Raw genomic sequence first — 22,384 nt, forward strand, 5'->3', positions numbered from 1 at the left:
CACTCAATGCTCTGGCGCCAACCTTGCAGACACAGCATTCTGATTTACGTACATTGTTCCAGTTGAAGCCGCTAAAAGTTGCCCGCGTCTCAGAAATTAGCGAGGCAACGTCGTCGTCGGCAACAGCACCGGAAGATCGCGTCAATTTCCACATCGGCAATCCAGTGCAGGATGCACGGCTGATGGCGGCATATCTCCGCATCGTGCTGGACATCGATGTGCAGCGCGAAGAGTTGGACGGTGAAGATACCGATGCCATTCTTCAACGCATCGAGTGGCATGAGACAGACAAACCGCTTCTCGAATTTCTCAAACGCCTGATTCAAAAAAGCTGTCCGTATTCTCCGCGCGGCGGTTTCTCCAGAAATGCTCCAAACGATCTGATAACGGCATTTACTGCATGGCTTCAAAATCAGCAGGAACCGCTGTCGTATGATCTCGGTAAAACGTCAGGAAAAAGAGAGATTGTTCTCGCGACCGGCGGTGTGTACGAAACGCTTCGCGTTCTTTACCATGCGCTTTCCTTATATATCGTGCATCGACCGGCACATATATTTTTATGGGAAGTTGCTTCGCCGACTGATGAAGCAATCTTCACGGCGCTGCGCTTCAGCCGGCTCTCGGCATCTGAGCCTGAACTCGTTATTCAATTGCAAAAATTCTTTACACAGAACGACACCAGTCCAACATTTCTTGTCATCGGAAAAGAACTGGGCGAGGAAACTCGCCGCTTGCTGCGTTCTCTCAGTATTGAGCATCCGTTATTTTTCATCGAAGCCAACAATACACCGAACCATCTTTCGCTGGCGCGAGAAGCAAAACTTGTGCATCGGGTTCTCCGTTTGTTGACGCCTGCAATATTCTCTCAGAAGTTTCAGGCGTTGTCGACAATGTTCTTAGCGGGTCCCGCAGAAATTCTGAGTGTCTTTGAAGCTTTTCACTTTCAGCTCAAAGGATCACCGTCTGCATCGGAAATAGAATTGCTCACGTATGTACTGAATCATCCAAATGCATTACGTTCTGCCGAAAGAAAAGAAACACACATCTCAATTCATCCGCCATCTGAAGGAATTACACTCACGGGACTTGCAGGCCATACCCTTTCGATGCACGCCCATTCGTTTGAACAGCGGGTGCTCCATGGAGTTGATGTTCGGGCGAATGCTGTGGAGCAGCGCATTGGTACGATTTCGGATAAAGTAGAACATCTGGTCAAGCACCTCGAATCACATCGATTCATTCCGACTTCCGATCAGTTCGCAGGAACGAATTCTAAAATGCTGCTGGATGAATTGATAGCGAACATTGACTCTTCATCGTGGCAGCAGGAACTCAAGGCGAGTTTATTACATGTTTTTGTCAAGCACCATCCGGAATACAAACTGACGCATTGCACTGTTGTCAGTGGATCTTCGCGCACAGCATTGGGATTGCTTGGCTTTCATTGCGACATTCGAGAAGTGATCGTACCAGATTTAAGCTGGTCATACGAACAATGTTTCCCGGCAACATGTGCTGTCCCTCTTACGCCGAAATTTGAAATTGATGTTGATGCAATGATTCAGACTATTCAAAAGAAACTTGCTGCAGATCCGCTCTGGAACAACCATGGTGCTGTTGTTATTAACAATCCGCACAATGCAACTGGCCGCATATTTCAAGAGTCGGCAATACGAACGCTTGTCGCTTGGCTGCTGGAAAACGATATTTATGTCATCGATGATCTTTCGTATCAAAATGTTGCCCCGTCGGTAGATATTCCTTTTATCAAAACCGTTCGCCAGATAACTCAAGAACTTGTGCACAATGCTCAGATTACAGAAAAGCAAGCGGACAAGGTAGTCACTGTTCACTCGGTATCAAAAACAGATTGTCTTGCCGGTGCGCGGCTTGCCGTTCTGGAGATTCGAGATGAAGTGCTGCTTAAAAAGTTCAACGAACACAATAGTCTCATTGCACCAAATATCGGTGCTATTGCTCTGACGTATTTATTTTATCGGCATGATTCAGATGTCGTAAATTCCTATTGGCGTTTGCGCAACAAGATATTTCTTGAGCGCACAGAAGCATTGCTCGAAGCGGTTGAAAAATTGCCGGCAGATCGTAATCCGTTTCACATTCACATACTTCCGCCTACCGGAAGTATGTACCCATTGTTGGTCATTGATCATCTGCCTGCCGGACTTTCTTTGGAATGGCTCGCATCCGGACTTGCGCGGCGCGGGATCGGCATGCTTCCTCTTTCGACGTTCGCGCATACAGAAGATGGATTTGAGACAGGAAGAAAAACATTCCGTCTAACGCTTGGCGGTGTGGACGGTGCAGAAGTTCTGTTCAAGAAAACTCGTCATGTCTTGATAGATTTAAATCGATTAATTGCAGAAGAAGCGGCGCGTTATAATAGGAAGCGATTGCCGAGTATCCTTCCTCGCTATCAAGGATCGGATGATGAACGAAAAAATCTTGACCAGTGGAACAAGATAGAACAAGCAGTTTTTGAAAAAAGCCAGCGTGTGAAGTTAGGCATGGGGCCTGAATTTGATTCAGCGCATCACCTTGCAGAATTCAGAAACGACTATGTACCTCAACGGTTAAAGTTGTTCAAGCAGCGGTATCGCGATCGGTTGGTTATTGCCGAAGAACTGCTTCAGCAAGCCCGTGCTGATGGAGGTACCGCACTTGCACAGCGTCTAGAAAGAGAACTCTTTAAAGATTTGCTGCCGCTGCGTGATGAAGCGTTTCGTTCTCGGATGTACGACAGGACTGTCCACCCGACGCAGAGGTATTCCATACAAGTAGAAATTTGTTTTAGTACTATAATTTCCGACCTCATCAGCCGGCGCTCAATCTCAGAAGGGCGCATACAGTCAGCTGTGGACGAACTGTTGCGGGAATATTATGCGCTCAATGTTGCTATTAATTCGAGCGAGGAATCGAAAGAACTGATTCTTGATTTGGATTCACTCATTGATGGCGAAAACTATGCAGCACTCTTTGGCAATGAAAATCTGCGGACATTTATTTCGTTTTGGGGAGATTGGGATGGAAGCAACAGGCCGTCCGGTCAAGGGCACCGTCTCGTTGCAACCACATTAATTGAAAATGTCTCGCGGCTGGCTCGTTTGTTGTCTCGTCTGGTTCAGGTCGAAAAAGGAATTTCACTTGATCAAAAACTTCTTATGGAAATGCAGCGCGTACCTGAAAACAATCTGCGTTTCACACACCTTCTCAATGACATCACCATACTGACACAGCAGCTTGAAAAACGATATCGGGGTGTTCTTCCGTTCAATGTCAAACCGGGAAAAGTGCGGAACATCGGCATGAAACTTCATCTTGCACGCGATCCGCTCACACTGCTTTGGTATCATAATGATCGCTTGGAGCGGAAGATGCTGGAGCTCCGCCGTCGGCGATGGGAAACGATGGAGCATTATTTTGCGCTCAACAAACAAATGCGCAAACAGCTTCGCACGCTCATTCCAGTCATTCGCCAGCATCTTGATAATCGCGAACTTGTCATCGAAGCATCCCTCTACCGCGATCTTCTCCAGCGTATGGTCATTACTCCGCGTGTTCATCAAAAGATGATTACAGCGCAAGATCCGTTCGTTATTGACACCACGGTGCATAATCTTCATGAAATTAATGTGCTCGCATCACGGTATGGAAATCCAGGGATCATACTTGCACTACAGGTGAGTATGTGTACAAAAGCGGAAGCGCTCATTGCATTAGATCGCAAAATGCGGGCGCGCCGTGAGAATACATTGCGCGAACATCCGGATCTCGAGCTTCCATCAATTCTGCTGATTCCACTTTTTGAAGATTTGGATTCAGTTCATAGTATTTCAACTTATCTCGGAAAACTCTGGGATTATGCGCACCAAAGCAGAAGAGTGGATCAAGAAACGAAAGATCGTTTTGCTGAATTTATTTCTGAAATATTTATTGCGGGTTCTGACTTAAGCCAAGCTGTAGGTCAGGCAGCGGGTGCGGCGGCTTATCGACAGGCGAAAAATGAAATTGTGTTATGGCTTGCACAGCGAGGACTGACAGACCGTGTACGTATTAAAATGGGCAGCGGCGAACCGATGCAGCGTCAAGGTGGATACTATGCACCTGCTTCCGGCGAGCCGGCATTCACCCGTTCGCACACAGCAATGAAACTCATTGCACAGCATCTTCCGGCGTCTGCGCGAAAGAGTGCAGAATATGCAACCACACCGTTGATGGGAATTTTCGTCGGCGGCGATCTTCGCACATTTCAAAGTACGCTTTCGGAACATCTACGCTATCTGCCGGCACAAGAATTGATGCAAGTGCTTCATCATGTCAAAGAATCTCAATCCATCCATCAAAGCGATTTGCTGCGGGCGTCGGAATCGCTGGTGGAAAGCCGCCTGCAGTTGAAAGAACGCGGCGCGCAGGAAATTGAGCGATTGACGCTCGGCTCCAAAGATGCAGTGGTGGATCAATTTATTTCGATCCTCACAGAAAATTTTCGGCAAATTTTATACGGACGGGATGCAGACGTGATCGGTATGCATATCGCGTCGTACTTTATCGCGCGTACCATGCCCCAACTTCGCGATCGGCCGACTGTGCGTCCGAGTTCCGATACAGACACTGATCGCGGGCAGAGAATATTAGAAAAAATTATGAAGACCATCCCGCTGGCACGCTACGGCAGTATGCTGCGCGCTATCGCGCACAATCAAGCGCAGACAATGGTGCTGGGTGTCAATCAATTGACGACAGGATTATTCCGAGCATTGAATGTGTTTTCCCAAATGGAATTTAAAGATGGTGATGCACGTACGCTTATTGCAGATCGAATTTTGCCGCAGCTTCCTGTGTATGAAATTCTCCAAACACTCCGCCTGTATCACGATGTAGATTTGACATATCTGAAAAAAATCGAACCGGCATTTCCCGCAGGAAATTCCGCATTCCTGGCATTGCGCGAGGATAATGACAGCTTAGGCGATTTTCTTGGGCTCTTTCAACAGGAATTGATTCGCCGCCACGGTGTGGATGTGAACGAGTTCTTTGAAGATGGCGTATTCCTTCCGGAACTTTTATCGACCGTGCGACCTGATTTGGCTGTGCTCTTGCAAAGAGACATTTTCAACATCAACATTGAAACATTTCTTGAAGGTATCAACGGAACAATTGATGCCGGTTGGAAAACAACGATTGGAAATATCATTGGCGTTCGCGAGCATGTACAATACTGGCGGGCAAAAATCTGGCAGATGTTAGAAGAACCGGTCTTTCAGCAAGTCCATAGTTTTACCGAGCTCGCCATTGCGCTCAATTCACTCACGTCGGGAAAACCGCTCAATACCGTTCCCGCTTCTGCTCACGGCATGAAACTTTCGGCCGATCTCTCGCAGTTCTTCCGCGCTTCCAGTGCGGACGATGAGATGCGACAATTCCTTGCGGCGTCGCTGGAATATCTTTCGTCATTGTCCGAAGGCATGGTAGAAGTACCGGTGACAATTGTTCGTGCGATGAAAGATGTTGAACAAATCGCGCGGATCGAAGAACAAGCACTTCCTGCCGACAAACAAAAACTGCTCCGATTCTACGTGCTTCAGATTGCACGCCTCACCGGAGATAACGGATAACCGCCCATCGCTTTGTTTTGACAATCTTCTTCATCTTCTGAATTGCAAGCTTATAAAAAAGTGATTATCATGGTATGGTCAATTTCGGGACGTGGCGCAGCCCGGCTAGCGCACTTGCTTGGGGTGCAAGGGGTCGCGGGTTCAAATCCCGCCGTCCCGACGAAATCAGATTTATGAGTGTCCCGCCATTGTGTGGCGGGAGAAATAGTTTGAAAGGTGGTGTCCCGCATGAAAAATATGCGGGATCCTGAAATTGTCAACCGCTCGTTGAAAAACACTCGCGGGACAATTTCGGACAAGGGGATCGCGGGTTCTGAGCCGACTTGTCCGCCATTTTTTGGGCGGAAGGCTCATGCGCCTCTGGCGCAAAATCCCGTTTACCCGCCGAAACAATTTATCCGCCGGAATGCAATGAAGGCGGAAGTGAAGGCGGGCCGTCCCGACTTCCAATTCGGCTAAACTTAGCGAGCTAAGTTCACTGCCGAATTGAGAATCCCGCCATTGTGTGGCGGGAGAAATAGTTTGAAATAAGAGAGCGCAGTATGAAAGCACAGTATTCATCTGTGCTCTCTTTGTCTATAGATAGTGAAACAATGGAAATTAAAACACGCAAAAAAATAATCCTTGTTGGTGACAAAGTGCTCATTGCACCGGATAAGGAGAGTGAACGCACCGCACACGGCTTATATTTACCTCCGGGCGTGAAAGAGAAAGACAAAGTTCAGAGCGGATATGTGGTACGCACCGGTCCCGGATATGCATTGCCGAATCCACAGTTCATGGATCAGGAATCATGGTCAACAACTCACAAAGATCCCGTGAAGTACATACCTTTGCAAGCCGAAGAAGGCGATTACGCAATTTTCTTACGCGATGCCGCCATCGAAGTGGAGTACGAGAATGAAAAATATCTCATCGTTTCACATTCTTCTATATTAATACTACTGCGCTCAAGCGGCATTGACGAACTGATCCGTTCATCGGAACAGTCATAGTATGTCTCATCCTCCCCGCTATTTTCATCCATTGAATCCGCCTTTTTCTTGTTGATCAAGTTCTTATGGAAGCATCATCACTTTTCTACAAAGTCGCACCGCTGAGCAGTAACGATACAAGACCGTATCCAACACTCATTCTCCTGCACGGCCGTGGTACAGACGAGAATGATCTTCTCGGTTTAGCATCGGCATTCGATCCTCGGCTCCTCATTGTTAGTGTTCGTGCGCCATACAGATTTCCTTATGGCGGATATACGTGGTTTGATCTTGACGAACAAAACGGAGTGAACACAGATCAGCTTATGGAAGGGTGCGGTGCTCTCATTCAATGTTTGGATGACATTCAGCAAAAATATTCTGTTGATTCAAAGCGCGTTTTTTTATTTGGTTTTAGCATGGGTGCGATGATGTCGCTGACAGTATCGCTTTCCAATCCTCACCGCTTCAAGGGGGTTGTTGCGCACAGCGGCCTGCTGCCGCAAGAGGATACGTTAAAATATCGATGGAATGATCTTGATGAAATTTCGTTTTTCATTGCACATGGCACGTACGATCCAATTGTTCCGGTTGAGTTTGGCAGGCAAGCACATCAGCGGTTCATGGATGCCAAGGCGGATGTCTTCTATTGCGAATATCCTATTCAACATACTATCAGTGAAGAGAGTTTGAGTGATGCTGCCGATTGGTTGCAGCGGAAAATCTAAATCATTGATGATACACGCTGAATAATTTTTATGTAGCTGTCTACATCCCCTCGGGAAATTACAGGACGCACATAAGCAGTTTTCAACTTTTTTGCGTAGATTAATTCAGAAACAGAAAGGTTCTTCATGCAAAAAACAGAGCAGCTTGAGGCTCTCATACAAAATTGGGGAAAAGTGATCGTAGGATATTCCGGCGGAGTAGATTCGACGCTTGTTGCATTTGTTGCCAATAAAGTACTTGGCAAAAATGCACTCATTGTGCTGGCGGCAACAGATACTATTACAGCGGAAGATGTCGATCTTGCACAAAAAATAGCCGAAACGCATTGTTTCAATTTCCGGGAAATTGCATACAACGAACTTGAGATAAAGAATTACGCAGCGAATCCCGTTAACCGGTGTTATTTCTGCAAACAGGAGCTCTATAGACAGCTTGGCGCAATCGCAAAGAAAGAAAATATCCCGTTCATACTGGATGGAGCAAATTTAGATGATATCGGTGATTACCGTCCCGGGAGAATTGCTGCAAAAGAATATCAAGTTCATTCTCCATTGATTGAAGCCCAATTCACTAAGCAGGACGTCCGCGCTGCCGCTCTTTTCTATGGTTTGCCGAATCATGATAAACCGTCTGCGCCATGCCTTTCTTCACGTATTCCGTATGGGACAATGATCGATAGAGCTTCTATTAGTATGATTGCACAGGCGGAACGCTACATTCGAGAAAAAGGATTTACGAATGTGCGCGTACGGCACTTTCAGACAACTGCAAAAATCGAGGTAGACGCATGGGCGATTGCAAAGCTTTCAACAATATTCAATGATGTGCAGAATTTTCTAAAATCGCTGGGATATAAAGAAGTGCTGATAGATGAAGAAGGATTTAAATCCGGGAAGCTCAATCGGGAGATTGTACAGAATGCAAAATAAAAAATCCCGCTCGGCAATTCATCAAAACCGCACGTCCTCTTACAAAAAAGCACACCTTCATTCATCGTCGTTGCACACTATTGAAGAGTATGCAAAGCTTGATATGTCCCGCCGTGATCGAACTTCGATTCCTGAAGTAATCTATTGCGAAAATAAGTCAGTAGAGCACATTATCGCAATTGCAAATGCGCTCTATGCAAAACAAAAACTCGTGCTCGGTACACGCTGCCCGAAAGAATTTTTCCCGAAGCTGAAAAAAGCTTTTCCGCAGGGATTGTTTTTAAAAGATGCATGCTCCTTCCGTGTCGGTAAACCGTTGCCGCACGTTTCCGGAAGACGAATCGGTATTGTTTCCGCTGGAACGACCGATATTACAGCGTGCGAAGAAGCGGCGCTTGTGTTAGAAAGTCTCGGTGTAGAAGTGCAGAGAGTTTTTGATGTGGGTGTTGCCGGGATTCATCGTCTGTTTGCGAACGATACGAAGCTGCGAGATTGTGATGTTCTTATTGTTGCAGCGGGGATGGAAGGCGCTCTCCCAAGCGTTATCGCAGGACTTTATCCGCAGCCGATCATTGCACTTCCAACAAGCGTCGGGTACGGCACTGCACTTTCCGGTTTCACGGCACTTTTTGCAATGCTCACGAGCTGCGCTCCGGGAGTTGCGGTTGTTAATATTGATAATGGAGTAGGAGCGGCGGCAGCAGCGTTTAAAATTATTACGTTAAAGATTTCGTAACTGCTCGGCATAATTAATAAATAATCCTCGACGCAAACAGCGAGGTATTTTGTTACTCCCGCGTACGCGGGAGGCTATTGTTCTGAATTCCCGCTTTTCCCGAAGGGATGCCTTTGGCATGTGGGAATGACATCCCCAACAATTTTTTTAGATATAAGGGAGACAAATGCCAAAACGTGAAGATATAAAGAAAGTACTCATTATTGGATCGGGACCTATTGTCATCGGACAAGCATGTGAATTTGATTATTCTGGAACTCAAGCATGCAAAGCATTGCGTTCGATGGGCTACAAGATTGTACTTGTCAATTCAAATCCAGCTACCATTATGACCGATCCCGGCATGGCCGATTTCACTTACATTGAACCTTTGAATGAATATGCGCTTACCGAGATAATTAAAAAAGAGAGACCCGACGCGCTTCTTCCAAACTTAGGAGGACAGACGGGGCTCAACTTATCTTCGACGCTGGCGAAAAACGGAGTGCTGGAAAAATATGGCGTTAAGGTTATTGGCGTGAACATCGACGCGATAGAACGCGGTGAAGACCGTACAGCGTTTAAAGAAACGATGACGCGGCTGGGAATCGATATGCCAAAGAGCAAAGCCGTTCATACCGTTGAGGATGGGGAAAAGGTTGCGGAAGAACTTGGATACCCTGTTGTTATCCGTCCGGCGTATACAATGGGCGGCACCGGCGGCGGATTAGTATACAACTTAGAAGAATTTCGTACCGTCGCCGCGAGAGGTTTATCGGCAAGCCTTGTTCATCAAATTTTAGTAGAAGAATCGGTTCTCGGCTGGGAAGAACTTGAACTGGAAGTTGTGCGAGACTCCAAAAACCAAATGATCACAGTCTGTTTTATTGAAAATGTGGACGCAATGGGTGTGCATACGGGAGATTCGTATTGCACGGCACCGATGCTCACTATCGATCCCGCGCTGCAAAAGAAACTGCAAAAATATTCATACGACATTGTTGAAGCCATTGAAGTTATCGGTGGGACAAACGTCCAATTTGCCCACGATCCCAAGACAGGCAGGGTTGTCGTGATAGAAATTAATCCGCGCACGTCACGCTCGTCGGCTCTTGCATCGAAAGCAACCGGATTCCCGATCGCAATGGTTTCCTCTCTTCTCGCAGGCGGATTAACGCTGGATGAAATTCCCTATTGGCGTGATGGAACTCTGGAAAAATATACACCTTCCGGCGATTATGTTGTGGTGAAATTCTCCAAATGGGCATTTGAGAAGTTCGAAGGGCTTGAAGATAAGCTTGGCACACAAATGAAAGCCGTCGGCGAAGTGATGAGTATCGGAAAGAACTATAAAGAAGCATTCCAGAAAGCGATCCGTTCACTCGAAACCGGCCGGTATGGATTAGGTTTTGCTAAGGACTTCAATACGAAACCGCTCGAAAAACTCATGGCGATGCTTCAATATCCTTCCAGTGAGCGGCAATTCATTATGTATGAAGCCTTGAGAAAAGGCGCGAGCATCGAGGAACTTCATACGAAAACATATATCAAGCACTTTTTTATCCAGCAGATGAAAGAGCTGGTCGAGTTGGAAGAGAAGATCCTCACATATAAAGGAAAGAGACTGCCGGATGATCTGCTTATCCAGGCAAAGAAGGACGGCTTTGCGGATAAGTATCTCTCAAAATTATTAGCATTCTCTGAAAAAGAAATAAGAGAAAAGCGGCAATCGCTCGGTGTTGCTGAAGGATGGGAACCGGTGCCTGTGAGCGGTGTGAAAAATGCAGCGTATTATTTTTCGACGTATAATGCACCAGACAAAGTTTCTGTCAGCAGCAGAAAAAAAATCATGGTGCTTGGCGGCGGGCCAAATCGTATCGGCCAGGGAATTGAGTTTGACTATTGCTGTGTGCATGCCGCCTTCGCCATTCGCGATGCCGGGTATGAGTCGATTATGGTCAATTGTAATCCGGAAACTGTCTCGACCGATTATGACACATCCGATAAATTATATTTTGAACCGCTGACGGTTGAAGATGTTCTCAGTATTTATCAAAAGGAAAAACCGGAAGGAGTCATCGTTCAGTTTGGCGGACAAACCCCGCTCAATATTGCCACCCAACTTGCTGCAGCAAATGTAAAAATCCTTGGGACAAGTGTTAATGCAATAGATCTCGCCGAAGATAGAGATCTGTTCCGTCAGGTTATGAAAAAGCTCGGAATTCCTCAGCCGGAATCCGGCATGGCGAGCACGCTTGAACAGGCCATCGAAATAGCAAGCAGAATTGGTTACCCGCTCATGGTGCGGCCTTCGTACGTTCTTGGCGGGAGAGGAATGAAAATTGTTCTGGATGAGGACATGCTGCTGCAGTATGTCAAGGCTGCTGTCGATATTTCTCCGGAGCGGCCTATACTCATCGATAAATTTCTCGAAAATGCAATTGAAACCGAAGCCGATGCAATTTCCGACGGCACGGATGCATTCGTGCCCGCTGTGATGGAACACATCGAATACGCTGGAGTGCATTCGGGCGATTCGGCATGCGTTATTCCCCCGGTGAACATTCCGGAAAAACACATCAAGACAATCTGTGAGTACACCAAAAAGATAGCGATTGAATTAAAGGTGGTAGGATTAATGAATATTCAATATGCCATTTGCAACGACCAGGTGTATATACTCGAGGCGAATCCACGCGCATCACGAACGGTTCCACTGGTATCGAAAGTCTGTAATATTCCGATGGCAAAAATCGCCACGCAAATTATGCTCGGTAAAAAATTGTCAGAGTGCGGTTTGAAAAACGGGAAGTTTGATCACTTTGGAGTGAAAGAAGCAGTTTTCCCCTTCAACATGTTTCCGGAAGTTGATCCTGTGCTCGGTCCGGAAATGCGCTCCACCGGGGAGGTGCTGGGTCTGGCAGATTCATTTGGATTAGCCTATTACAAATCGCAGGAAGCGACACAACTCTGTCTTCCCATTAAAGGCAATATCCTGATTACGATAGCAGATAGAGACAAACAGGGAATTCTGGAACCAGCAAAGCAATATCAAGAAATGGGATTTAAAATATTTGCTACCGAAGGAACGCATCGCTTCTTGAAAGAACATGGAATTGCATCACAGTCAATCAAGAAAGTTTATGAAGGCAGGCCAAATATTGTCGATGCTATTAAGAATGGGGAAATTCAACTTGTTGTCAATACTCCTGCCGGCAAGATGAGTGAATACGACGATTCGTATATCAGGAAGAATGCTATAAAATTTAAAATTCAGTATATCACAACAACTGCCGCCGCCCTCGCTGCCGCCATCGGAATTAAAGCAAGAATACATGGGGCATATAAGGTGAAATCATTACAGGAATATCATGCTGGGATTAAATAAGACTATATATGTAACACATATCGGCTGAGCGGGATGATCAAATCTTTTTGGACAGAATATTCTCTTGTCCAACATATTTTGAAAAAACGTGTCAAACCTATAACGAGTTCTTTCATCCTCTCATAAATTCAATCAGTAATGGTATCGAAGGTAAAGCGCAATCGTTATACATCTGACCTTCTTGCAGTCTCCTGTTTCTTCAACCTTTCCGCTTTTTGGGCAGCATCAGTCAATAAGAACTCTATTTGAGCATTGACGCTGCGATGATCCTCCATAGCCCAATTTTTTAATGCCGCATAGAGCGATTTATCCAGGCGAAGGAGAGTATGTTTTTCCCATTCATGAATCCATGGTAATGCGATTCCAAAGATGAACGCAAGCTGGAAAGAAGATGCCCAGGGTAAAACACCTGTACTATGAACGAACAAGTTATACCCGTACCCCACGCAAACACTTACCACCAGCACAAGTGGAAATGTAAAAATAAAGCCTATAAAAAGATTTTTAATCCGCATAACGAACCCCCTTTCATTCAATAAATATCGTTTTATCGATATCTAAACAAACCGATTACATGAAAAAATTATTACTATTTATATTTCCTTAGAGTATCATCCTGTTTTTCAACCGCTCTGCTTTTTGTAATCTCAATCAACAATAATTCTATGATGTTTGGCCTGCATCGGGCAAAAAGGACGTTCGAAAAAATTATCCATGCGCAGCATGCGACGCTTCATCTCGTCTCATCATAACAATCAAATACAATCCTAACATCACCATCCAGGGGAGTTCGGGTATTTGCAAACATTTGCGATTCATCTGTACAGTCGCGGAAAATCGGAAAAAACCATTGGTCTTAGTATGAATTAATGTTTCTCCAATATCAGTTTGAAACTCGATTGTATTCTTCCAAAGATTTGCAATTGTCTTAAATTTGCGGCCATCGGAAAGCTCTAGGCAACCACCTGCTTTCCACGAATTCTTCTTGAATATTCCCAAAATGGTGCCTGAACCGCGAGGGCAGATGATCGTCCTTTTTCTAAAAAAACCAACACGCTTAAACGTCCAGCAGCCATCTCCGTTCTCTGCGATTGCTGCTGAGCTAAAGATCTTTGGAAAGCGAAGTGTTGCAATCAATTCATCTCCAAAGCGCAATTCATAGTCCGATTTAAAGATTCTCGGCTTGACCCAAGTCAATGTGTGGTCAACAAGTGCGGTCATCGTACGCATTGTTTTTTTATCTAAGTTTATTGAGGACATGATTTCTCCAGTATACATTCTAAATAATTCCTTCCACGAATGCTCTAAACCGAGGGCGCTCGGTCTGAATTCTCTCGGCTATCATTAAATTGATCCTGTGCTTTCAACCGACCTGCTTTTCGCATTGCGTCCGAAAGAAGAAATTCGATCTGCGCATTAACGCTGCGCAGATCGCTTGCCGCCCACTTTTCGAGGGCGGCATAGAGTGATTCATCTAAACGTAAAAGAAATTTTTTCTTATCGCTCATTGATATAAGGTGCCCGTATTGATGATGGGCTGCGCGGCAGTTTCGGACACAAGCGCTACCATCAGGTTGTTCACCATGGTCGCTTTCTTTTCTTCATCCAGCGTTACAATCTTTTGTTCGCTCAACATCTTCAATGCTTGGTCCACCATGCCGACTGCACCTTCAACAATCTTCTTGCGCGCAGCAATAATAGCTTGTGCCTGTTGGCGGCGCAGCATCGTTTGTGCAATCTCCTGTGCGTAAGCGAGATGGCTGATGCGAGCTTCGTTCACTTCAACACCCGCGATCTCCAGCCGGGTCTGGACTTGATGTTTCATACGTTCTGCAATTTCCTGCGGTCTGCCGCGCAGTGACGGTACATCCTCATCCGGTGCGTCGTAAGGATATTCGGAAGCGAGCGCACGAATCGCCGTCTCGCTTTGAATAGCGACGAAGTTTTCATAATGCTCTACATCGAACAATGCACGAGCTGAATCAACAACGCTCCAGACAACAACCGCAGCGATTTCTATAGGGTTGCCGTGCAGATCATTGACCTTGATGCGCTCGCTGTTGAAGTTACGAATACGAAGCGAAACATGTTTCTTTACGGCAAAAGGATTTGCATACCAGAATCCGGCTTCGCGGACGGAACCGATATACTTTCCGAAGAACACAAGCACTCGTGCCTCGTTTGGCTGGACGATGAAGAATCCCATAAAGGATATCAATGTAACGATGAAGAGCGGGATCTCTATCCAAAGATATTCCGGTGCTTCCTTAACCGCCATCCAATAAATCAGGTAAACGTTGAGAACGAGTAGAATGATAACGAAGAGAAGCGCAACAAATGCATTGATGCGTTTTGCATTTATTTCTGTAACAGTTTTCATAGCAGTTTTTCCTTTCTTAATGTGTGCTATTAAAATGATATCATTATAATATCATACTGTCAAGTAAATTATAAAGAAATTTTTGAGCCCTAAAATATGGGTTTTTAAGAGATTTGGGAAGATAGAAAAATAACGAAAGAAACAGGTAGAATAAATAAGGTAACTTAAAGATGAAATTCGTTAAGTATTTTATTTACTATTTGTACACTCTCGTCGACACCAATTTTGGTAGATGCAGAAAGCTCCTCGCTGAATTCAAATTGAGATGCGGGGATACCGACCACATATGCCTTTGCTGGCAGATGCTGGTACAATTGCTGGCTGAGAGCAAGAAGAGATTCCGGTGAGATAAAATGAGTACGCGGCTGATCGGCCTCAACACTCGGTGCAATTAACCGCGCATTCGCTTCTGTGATATCTTTTTGTGCGTCGATAAAGAAAACAACGTCGCATTCAGCGATCTGTTCCGCTACTTCAGGCACAAGCTGATGTAAATAAACGCAAGTGATTTTAGGATGACGCTGTGCAATCAACTCGGCCGCATGAACACCTGCCGCATCGTCGCCGCGAAGCGTATTGCCGTACCCGATGACGAGCACGTTACTCATCGCCGAACTTCGTCAAGCACCTCTCCGCTCGCGCTCACCAATTCCACATGCAGTGGCATCTGACCAAGCGCATGCGTTGAGCAGGACAAGCACGGATCGTAACAGCGGATCCCGGCTTCGATGCGATTCAAAATACCTTCTGTAATTTTTCCCTTCTTACCATCAATGAAATGCGCGGCAATCTGACGGACGGTACGATTCATCGCAATATTGTTCTGTGCTGTCGCAATGACGAGATTCGCTTTCTGGATAACGCCGTCTTTATTCACGTGGTAATGGTGAAACAAGACACCGCGAGGCGCTTCAGTACAGCCGACACCTTCGAGGCGATTGATTGATGCCTGCGAACGAATATTCGTGTCGAGAATCGCGGGGTCGTTCAGCAGCATTTCTATTTTCTCTACCGCAAAGAGCATTTCAATGCAGCGAGCATAATGATAATAGAAGGAGTTGTTCACGACGCCAACATTGCCGCTCAGCTTCTTAAAAACCTTTCGTTCCGCCTCTGCAAGCGGTGTTTCAATATAATCGCAAATATTTACGCGCGCTAATGGGCCAACCCGGTACATTCCTTTTGGATAATCGAACGGTTTATAGTACGGGAATTTCAGATAAGACCACGGCTCTACTGCTTCACCAAAATATTCAAAATACTTCTTGGGTTCTAATTTATCGGCAATAGTATTTCCATTTCCATCCATAATGCGAAGAGTGCCGTCGTAGTACTCGAGTCCGCCGTCCTTAGAAACAAGTCCAACAAGAAGAGAGCGGAAGTTACCGAACTCCGGAATTTCTTTTGCAAACTTCTTATGGATTTTCTTTATCGCATCCAATGCAAGCCCGACAGTTTCTTTCGCTTCAGGAATCCAGCCGAGCATGTACTCTTTCTTTGCAGGATCGAGCGGTTCACGAACACCGCCCGGAACTGTCCATGGTGTGTGGATGCGGCGGCTGCCGAGAATCTCGATGATCTCCTGACCAAACTTTCGCAAGCGAATACCGCGCTTTGCAAATTCTTTATCGGCAGCGATAAGACCGAATACATTTCTCGTTGCCGGATTGGAATCAAATCCAAGCAGGAAATCCGGTGCAGAAAGATGGAAGAAGCTGAGCGCATGAGATTGCAGCCACTGTGCGAGTGTAAGAAGGCGGCGTAATTTCTCAGCAGTCTCCGGAATTTCTACCGCAAGAATATCATCACCGGCTTTTGCCGATGTTAATAGATGGCTGGCAGGGCAGATACCGCAAATACGCGATGTAATACCGGGCATTTCCCAGAGTAGACGGCCTTCTGTGAATTTTTCGAATCCGCGAAATTCATTTACATGAAATCTGGCATCCAAGACATCGCTGTTATCATCTAATTGAATAGTAATCTTTGCGTGACCTTCGATGCGCGTCACGGGTGCTAATGTTATTGTTTTCGACATATTTTTCTCATTTCATACGATTAATATTTTTTACTTTTACAATGCCTCATAAAGATGCATGCTTTGCGTGCATTTGTTCCATGCCCCCGGTTATCCGTACCGTAAATATGCCGGCGGCAGAACGGGAATTTTGCCTTGCAATAGTTCGCTCACGGCAAACCAAATTTGGTCGGCGGTCGGCGGACAGCCATGCAGCCACACATCAACTTTGATCATTTCGTGCAAAGGCCGAGCCGTTTTGAGAAGTTGTGCAATGGTGACATACTCGTTCGGGATCTGGGGATTCTTATCTGCAAGTTCGATGTATGAGCGTTTTTGAACTTCTTCGAGCGGAATGGAATTCCTCATTGCTGTCACATTGCCGGTCGTTGCGCAATCACCGAATGCTACAACAATGCGGGAATTTTTTCGAATGATGTGCGCCATCTCTTCGTTTTCGGAATTTGCAATTGCGCCCTCGACGAGTGTGACATCGACATTCTGTGGGAATTCTTTTACATCAGCAATAGGAGAATAGACAAGATCAATCTTGTCTGCAAGTTCGATAAGCCGTTCGTCTAAATCGAGGAACGACATATGACAGCCGGAACATCCTCCCAGCCATGCTGTTGCTACTCTTGGTTTCATAATTATTTATTTCTCGTAGAGTGGTTTCGTTATTGTTTTTTCATTAATCTATTTTTCATTTTGCACTGATTTTATTCTTCTTCATGCGCCGTGTGTACCCATTCGCGCTTGTTGCGGGCATTGACAATAAACTTGATAAACCCGCGCTCTTTCTGCATCTCGCCGATCGACGCGCCTTTATCGAACAACGCACCTGTCGGACACACGCGTACGCATTTGCCGCACGATGTGCAGCTTTCCGATGCACCCCACGGCTGATTCAGGTCGGCAATAATTTCACAATCAATCCCGCGGCCCGCGATATCCCATGTGTGTGCCGCTTCAACTTCATGACAGACTCGCACACAGCGCGTACATAAAACACACCGGTTCCTATCCAGCACAAATTCTTTATGCGTGGCATCGAGAGCTTTATGGGGGAAGAGATAAGGGAAGCGCACGTGGTCGAGACCGACTTCGTATGCTAAGTTCTGTAATTCACAATGTCCATTGACCACACACACAGCACACTGGTGGCTTCCTTCAGATGCCAGAAGCTCGACAATCATTCGGCGATATTTTTTCAACCGATCCGTGTTCGTACGAACGATCATGCCTTCCGTTGGTTTTGTAGTACACGCAGGAAACAATTTTGGTGATCCCTCGATCTCGACAACGCATAATCGGCAGGCACCGAAGGTGGACAAACCGTCAAGATAGCACAATGTGGGAATGTGAATTTTATTATCACGCGCAACTTGAAGGATGGTATCTCCTTCTTTCGCGCTGTAATGTTCTTCATCTATAATAAATGTTATAATCGACATGGATTATGCCTCCTTCGCGGTAGTGAGCGACGATTTTTCACTGGTATGTATTGCATTATTGTCCGATTGTTTCAACTTCGAAATGTATTCGTCCTTGAAAAATCGTACTGTAGAGAGCACACCATTGGGGGCTGATTGACCAAGGCCGCAGAGGCTTGTTTCTTTTACCATGACACAAAGCTCTTTAAGCAATTCGAAATCCTCTTCGGTTGCTTCTCCCTTGATAATTTTGTCGAGCATCATAAAGATATGTTTTGTGCCGACACGGCAAGGAATACATTTTCCGCATGATTCATCCATACAGAATTCGGAAAAATATTTTGCTACTTCCACCATATCGGAAGTATTATCAATAATAATCATACCGCCGCTGCCCATCATAGCACCGACTGTTTGAAGCGATTCATAATCAACCGTTATATCGAGATGTTCTGTTGGAATGCATCCACCGGACGGTCCGCCAGCTTGGGCAGCTTTAAATTTCGTCCCTTCCGGTGTTCCACCGCCAATATCAAACACAATTTTTCTCAACGCAATACCCATCGGCACTTCAATAAGCCCGGGACGCATCACATTTCCTGCAATCGCGAACACTTTTGTACCGGGACTTTTTTGTGTTCCAATGGTTGTAAACCATTCGCTGCCATTCCTCAAGATTGGAGCGACGTTCGCATACGTTTCCACATTATTAATAAGGGTCGGTTTATCCCACAATCCTTTTTCTGACGGATAGGGCGGACGCACTTTTGGACGGCCGCGGCGCCCCATGACGGAACGCATCAACGCCGTTTCTTCACCGCAAACAAACGCACCTGCACCAATGCGAATATCAATACGGAAATTGAATTGCGATTCAAAAATTCTATTTCCAAGCAGTCCAAGTCTTTCCGCCTGTTTGATCGCTGTCTTCAATCGTTCAATGGCAAGCGGGTATTCTGCGCGGGCATACACAAATCCCTGGCTTGCACCAACCGCATATCCGGCAATAGCCATTCCTTCCAGCACGCGATGCGGATCACCTTCGAGAACGCTGCGATCCATAAATGCACCGGGGTCTCCTTCGTCGGCATTACAGATAACATACTTTTGATCTGCTACACCCTTGCGAACGATATCCCATTTCAATCCGGTGGGATAACCAGCGCCGCCTCTGCCGCGCAACCCGGCTTTTCGAATTTCGCTGATAACTTCTTCCGGCGTCAACTCGGTCAGCGCTTTAGCGAGTGCTTCATATCCGCCTGCCGCGATGTATTCTTCAATACTCTCAGCATTAATCTTGCCCATATTTTCCAGCACGATTTTCTTTTGCGAAGCAAAGAACGGGGCATTTAAATCAATCTCGTTCTCATGTACTTTCTTCCCCTGTCCAATATGTTCTTCTACGATGCGACGTGCTGTTTTTGCATCTACATGCTGATAGAGTGTCGGATCGGAATGCACGAACACTAACGGACCTTCGCCGCAGAGACCGAGACAGCCCGTGCCGATCAATTCGCATTTCTTCGTTAATCCGAGCTCTTCAATCGCTTTTTTCATCTCGGCTTTCACTGCATCGCATCCGCTCGAAACACAACCGGCAGATGAGCAATAAAGAATGCGGTGTTCGAATTGCGCCTGTCGTGTTTGTTCCTTTTCTGCTACTTCACGGAGATCTTCGTTTGTCATGCCGCAACCTCCTTTATTTCTTCCTGCCAATGTTTTATGCGTTTTACCGCTTCATCGGGAGTCATTTTTCCTGCAACAGAATCGTCCAGTACAGAAATCGGAGCTAATCCGCACGAACCGACACAACGCGCCGAAATGAGTGAGACTTTATTGTCCTTTGTTGTTTCACCGAATTTACAATCACAGTGATGTTCGACTGCTTTTTGAATTTCATTTGCACCTTTGACGTAACATGCGGTACCTGTGCACAGTACGAATGTGTGTTCGCCTTGCGGTTTCAAGCGGAAGAAATGATAAAATGTTGCGACGCCATACACACGGCTCAGCGGAAGTTTCAGTGCATTGGCAATGTAGACCATCAGGTCATTTTCGAGGAATCCAAAAATGCCTTGCGCTACATGGAGGATCTCGATCAATGCGTCACCGCTTCCATGATGCTTTGTAATCGCGCGGTCGAGCAGCTTAAACCGATTGTCGCCGCTTGGATGATTTTTTGTTTCTGGTTGTACCATAGTTTTTTATTGGCCTATTTTCAGTTGTTCGTTCATGGTTCTTTGTTGACTATTTATAATACTCTCGGCTTGTTTTTTCCAGCCAATGACACCATTCTGCAATGCCATAATTTGTTGTGCAGGATGTCTCGAAGACTTTCAGGGTTGGATTTATTTTAAGAGCATTAGCTTTTAGTTCTGCAAGATTGCAGTTGACGTATGGCAGAAGGTCGATTTTATTGATGAGAAGAACAGAAGCATTACGGAACATCGCCGGATATTTCAACGGTTTGTCATCACCTTCGGTTGTGCTTGCCACGACAACTTTCACATGTTCACCCAAATCATAATTGGCAGGACACACCAGATTGCCAACGTTCTCTATGATTAAAAGTTTCACTCCGTCTAGATTGAGATTCGCAAGCGCATCCTGCACTAATTTTGCATCAAGATGACAGCCGCCGTTTGTAACGATCTGCACAACGGGCACATGAAACTTTGCAACACGCTGCGCATCAAAATCTGTCTGCACGTCGCCTTCAATAACCGCGACACGAAGCTTACCTTTCAGATATTCGAACGTTCGTTCTAAAATACTTGTCTTGCCGGAACCAGGCGAGCTGACAATGTTTACGACAAATGCACCATGCTGTTGAAAAAGTTCGCGGTTTTTTGCCGCAAGCTCATCGTTTTTCTCCAGCACTTTTCGTTCGACGGTCACGATACTCATGGCATCGCCTCTTCCGGTTCTGTTATCTCAATCTCTGTGATGTACAGCTCCGATCCCGATAATATTTTCGTATCTGTACTTCCGCACGTACCACACAACGCAAATCCAACTTCGTTTTCTGCTGTCGTATTGCATGTGTTACAATGAATTTGAAAAGGAATAGATTCAATGTCCAGACGGGCATTCTTCAGGAATGATTCAGCCGTAATGGCTTGAAACGAAAACTCAAGCGACTCAGGAACAACGCCGGCAATTGTACCGATTTTTAACCGCACTGCTGCAACGCGCTCCCATTCCGATTCGGGAACATGATTCTGAATTATCTCGACAATACTTTGTGCAACCGAAAGTTCATGCATAACATCACATTTTCTTAATGAATCAACTTTAAGAAGACAAGAAATGTACCGATCTGCAATGCGACTTCTTTCGCATAAAATCGCCTTCTGCTTTTCAGTTATGCGAAAAAAACAAAAGCCGCTTTCTTGAAAATGAATATTCTGCTATATTATGGATGCTTTTGTATCCATATGGAGAGAAATGTATCCAAAACTTTTATGAAAACAAACTGAATTAATCCGAGTGTCGCTGCATTAAACTTACGCCCAATTTACTGCCGGCTCTAGAAAGTCAATCTATGCGTTTCGATTATATCCTTGATGAAGTCTTTTCCACGTGGTCACATATCTCTACACTGCGAATCCTCATGGATGCTGCGCGTCCGCTTTCCGGCAGAGAAATTGCGCGGCTTTCTCACATGAACCACCGATCTTGTTTGAAGGCTCTCACACGACTCGAGCACATCGGTTTCGTCAATCGCAATCGTGGAGGACGCGATCACCTCTTCACCGTTAACCGAGAACATCGCTTGTGGCATGAAGGAATTCTTCCCATGCTAGAGATTGAGCGGCGACATCTTGGACGTCTTGCCAAGCGTCTGCGGAAAGAATTGGCGATTCATGTCGAGAGTGCAATTCTTTATGGCAACAGTATTATGAAACGCGATATGCACGACACTACAGTTGACTTGTGCCTTGTTATCAACAGCCGGATGACGGAACGAGAAATTCGCAGTCACCTCAACCTTATTACACCCATTGTATGGAAGCGGTATGGTGCAAAATTGCAGACCGTTATTTTCACTGAATCGGATTTTGTACGTCGTGCGAAACGCGGGCAAGTTTCTGTTCGAACAATTCTGAAAGAGGGCCAGGTGATTTCAGGGAAAACATTACGTGAACTTATTGGCATATCGTAACAAAACAAACCTTCGCATAGA

At 45.8% G+C, this 22,384-nt stretch carries 19 protein-coding genes, 1 tRNA gene and 1 pseudogene; 9 read left to right on the forward strand and 12 right to left on the reverse strand.

Going from position 1 to position 22,384, the window contains the following annotated elements; all coding sequences use genetic code 11:
* Nucleotides 1–23 precede the first annotated feature (23 nt).
* From NTX44_11595 to carB, 8 genes are all read left to right on the forward strand, one after another.
* Nucleotides 24–5,633, forward strand: coding sequence for a pyridoxal phosphate-dependent aminotransferase (locus NTX44_11595; GenBank protein ID MCX6122243.1), 5,610 nt, complete (start codon nt 24–26; stop codon nt 5,631–5,633).
* Between the two features lie 85 nt (nt 5,634–5,718).
* Nucleotides 5,719–5,793 (forward strand) — tRNA-Pro (locus NTX44_11600).
* A gap of 68 nt (nt 5,794–5,861) precedes the next feature.
* Entirely contained in the window at nt 5,862–6,092 is a 231-nt protein-coding gene (locus tag NTX44_11605) for a hypothetical protein (GenBank protein MCX6122244.1), read from the forward strand.
* Nucleotides 6,093–6,175: 83 nt separating this feature from the next.
* Nucleotides 6,176–6,628, forward strand: coding sequence for a co-chaperone GroES family protein (locus NTX44_11610; protein MCX6122245.1), 453 nt, complete (start codon nt 6,176–6,178; stop codon nt 6,626–6,628).
* A gap of 65 nt (nt 6,629–6,693) precedes the next feature.
* Nucleotides 6,694–7,335: an alpha/beta hydrolase-fold protein gene (locus NTX44_11615; protein ID MCX6122246.1), complete on the forward strand. Its 642-nt coding sequence runs from the start codon at nt 6,694–6,696 to the stop codon at nt 7,333–7,335.
* Nucleotides 7,336–7,461: 126 nt separating this feature from the next.
* Complete coding sequence (gene larE, locus NTX44_11620; GenBank protein MCX6122247.1) at nt 7,462–8,265, forward strand: ATP-dependent sacrificial sulfur transferase LarE; 804 nt, start codon at nt 7,462–7,464, stop codon at nt 8,263–8,265.
* Nucleotides 8,255–9,001: a nickel pincer cofactor biosynthesis protein LarB gene (gene larB, locus NTX44_11625; GenBank protein ID MCX6122248.1), complete on the forward strand. Its 747-nt coding sequence runs from the start codon at nt 8,255–8,257 to the stop codon at nt 8,999–9,001. The genes larE and larB overlap by 11 nt, the downstream gene beginning before the upstream one ends.
* A 166-nt stretch (nt 9,002–9,167) precedes the next feature.
* Nucleotides 9,168–12,368, forward strand: coding sequence for a carbamoyl-phosphate synthase large subunit (gene carB / locus NTX44_11630; protein ID MCX6122249.1), 3,201 nt, complete (start codon nt 9,168–9,170; stop codon nt 12,366–12,368).
* Nucleotides 12,369–12,532: 164 nt separating this feature from the next.
* Here the strand turns inward: carB and NTX44_11635 are convergent, their stop codons facing one another.
* From NTX44_11635 to hypA, 12 genes and pseudogenes are all read right to left on the reverse strand, one after another.
* On the reverse strand, nt 12,533–12,883 hold the full coding sequence (locus NTX44_11635; GenBank protein ID MCX6122250.1) for a hypothetical protein: 351 nt from the start codon (nt 12,881–12,883) through the stop codon (nt 12,533–12,535).
* A gap of 193 nt (nt 12,884–13,076) precedes the next feature.
* Nucleotides 13,077–13,628: a hypothetical protein gene (locus NTX44_11640; GenBank protein ID MCX6122251.1), complete on the reverse strand. Its 552-nt coding sequence runs from the start codon at nt 13,626–13,628 to the stop codon at nt 13,077–13,079.
* 44 nt (nt 13,629–13,672) lie between these two features.
* On the reverse strand, nt 13,673–13,876 hold the full coding sequence (locus NTX44_11645; GenBank protein MCX6122252.1) for an Arc family DNA-binding protein: 204 nt from the start codon (nt 13,874–13,876) through the stop codon (nt 13,673–13,675).
* Entirely contained in the window at nt 13,873–14,748 is an 876-nt protein-coding gene (locus NTX44_11650) for an SPFH domain-containing protein (GenBank protein ID MCX6122253.1), read from the reverse strand. Before NTX44_11650 ends, NTX44_11645 begins: the two co-directional genes overlap by 4 nt.
* A gap of 164 nt (nt 14,749–14,912) precedes the next feature.
* Nucleotides 14,913–15,356, reverse strand: coding sequence for a hydrogenase maturation protease (locus NTX44_11655; protein ID MCX6122254.1), 444 nt, complete (start codon nt 15,354–15,356; stop codon nt 14,913–14,915).
* Nucleotides 15,353–16,786 (reverse strand): Ni/Fe hydrogenase subunit alpha, encoded by a 1,434-nt coding sequence (locus NTX44_11660; GenBank protein MCX6122255.1) that lies wholly within the window; start codon nt 16,784–16,786, stop codon nt 15,353–15,355. The genes NTX44_11655 and NTX44_11660 overlap by 4 nt, the downstream gene beginning before the upstream one ends.
* Before the next feature lie 90 nt (nt 16,787–16,876).
* Nucleotides 16,877–17,413 carry a hypothetical protein gene (locus NTX44_11665; protein ID MCX6122256.1) on the reverse strand — a complete coding sequence of 179 codons (537 nt, stop codon included), beginning with the start codon at nt 17,411–17,413 and terminating at the stop codon, nt 16,877–16,879.
* 71 nt (nt 17,414–17,484) lie between these two features.
* Complete coding sequence (gene hoxU / locus NTX44_11670; GenBank protein ID MCX6122257.1) at nt 17,485–18,219, reverse strand: bidirectional hydrogenase complex protein HoxU; 735 nt, start codon at nt 18,217–18,219, stop codon at nt 17,485–17,487.
* A gap of 84 nt (nt 18,220–18,303) precedes the next feature.
* Nucleotides 18,304–19,884, reverse strand: a pseudogene (locus NTX44_11675) (SLBB domain-containing protein).
* Nucleotides 19,881–20,396, reverse strand: a complete 516-nt coding sequence (hoxE, locus tag NTX44_11680) for a bidirectional hydrogenase complex protein HoxE (protein ID MCX6122258.1) — start codon at nt 20,394–20,396, stop codon at nt 19,881–19,883. The pseudogene NTX44_11675 and the gene hoxE overlap by 4 nt, the downstream one beginning before the upstream one ends.
* A 49-nt stretch (nt 20,397–20,445) precedes the next feature.
* Nucleotides 20,446–21,105, reverse strand: coding sequence for a hydrogenase nickel incorporation protein HypB (gene hypB, locus NTX44_11685; GenBank protein MCX6122259.1), 660 nt, complete (start codon nt 21,103–21,105; stop codon nt 20,446–20,448).
* Nucleotides 21,102–21,464, reverse strand: a complete 363-nt coding sequence (gene hypA / locus NTX44_11690) for a hydrogenase maturation nickel metallochaperone HypA (GenBank protein MCX6122260.1) — start codon at nt 21,462–21,464, stop codon at nt 21,102–21,104. Before hypA ends, hypB begins: the two co-directional genes overlap by 4 nt.
* Nucleotides 21,465–21,742: 278 nt before the next feature.
* On the opposite strand from hypA, the gene NTX44_11695 reads away from it, so the two are divergent.
* The gene (locus tag NTX44_11695) at nt 21,743–22,363 is read left to right on the forward strand and encodes a hypothetical protein (protein ID MCX6122261.1); all 621 of its coding nucleotides are present in this window, start codon (nt 21,743–21,745) and stop codon (nt 22,361–22,363) included.
* Nucleotides 22,364–22,384: the final 21 nt, after the last annotated feature.

The sequence above is a fragment of the Ignavibacteriales bacterium genome, from assembly GCA_026390575.1.
Lineage (GTDB): Bacteria > Bacteroidota > Ignavibacteria > UBA10030 > UBA10030 > Fen-1298.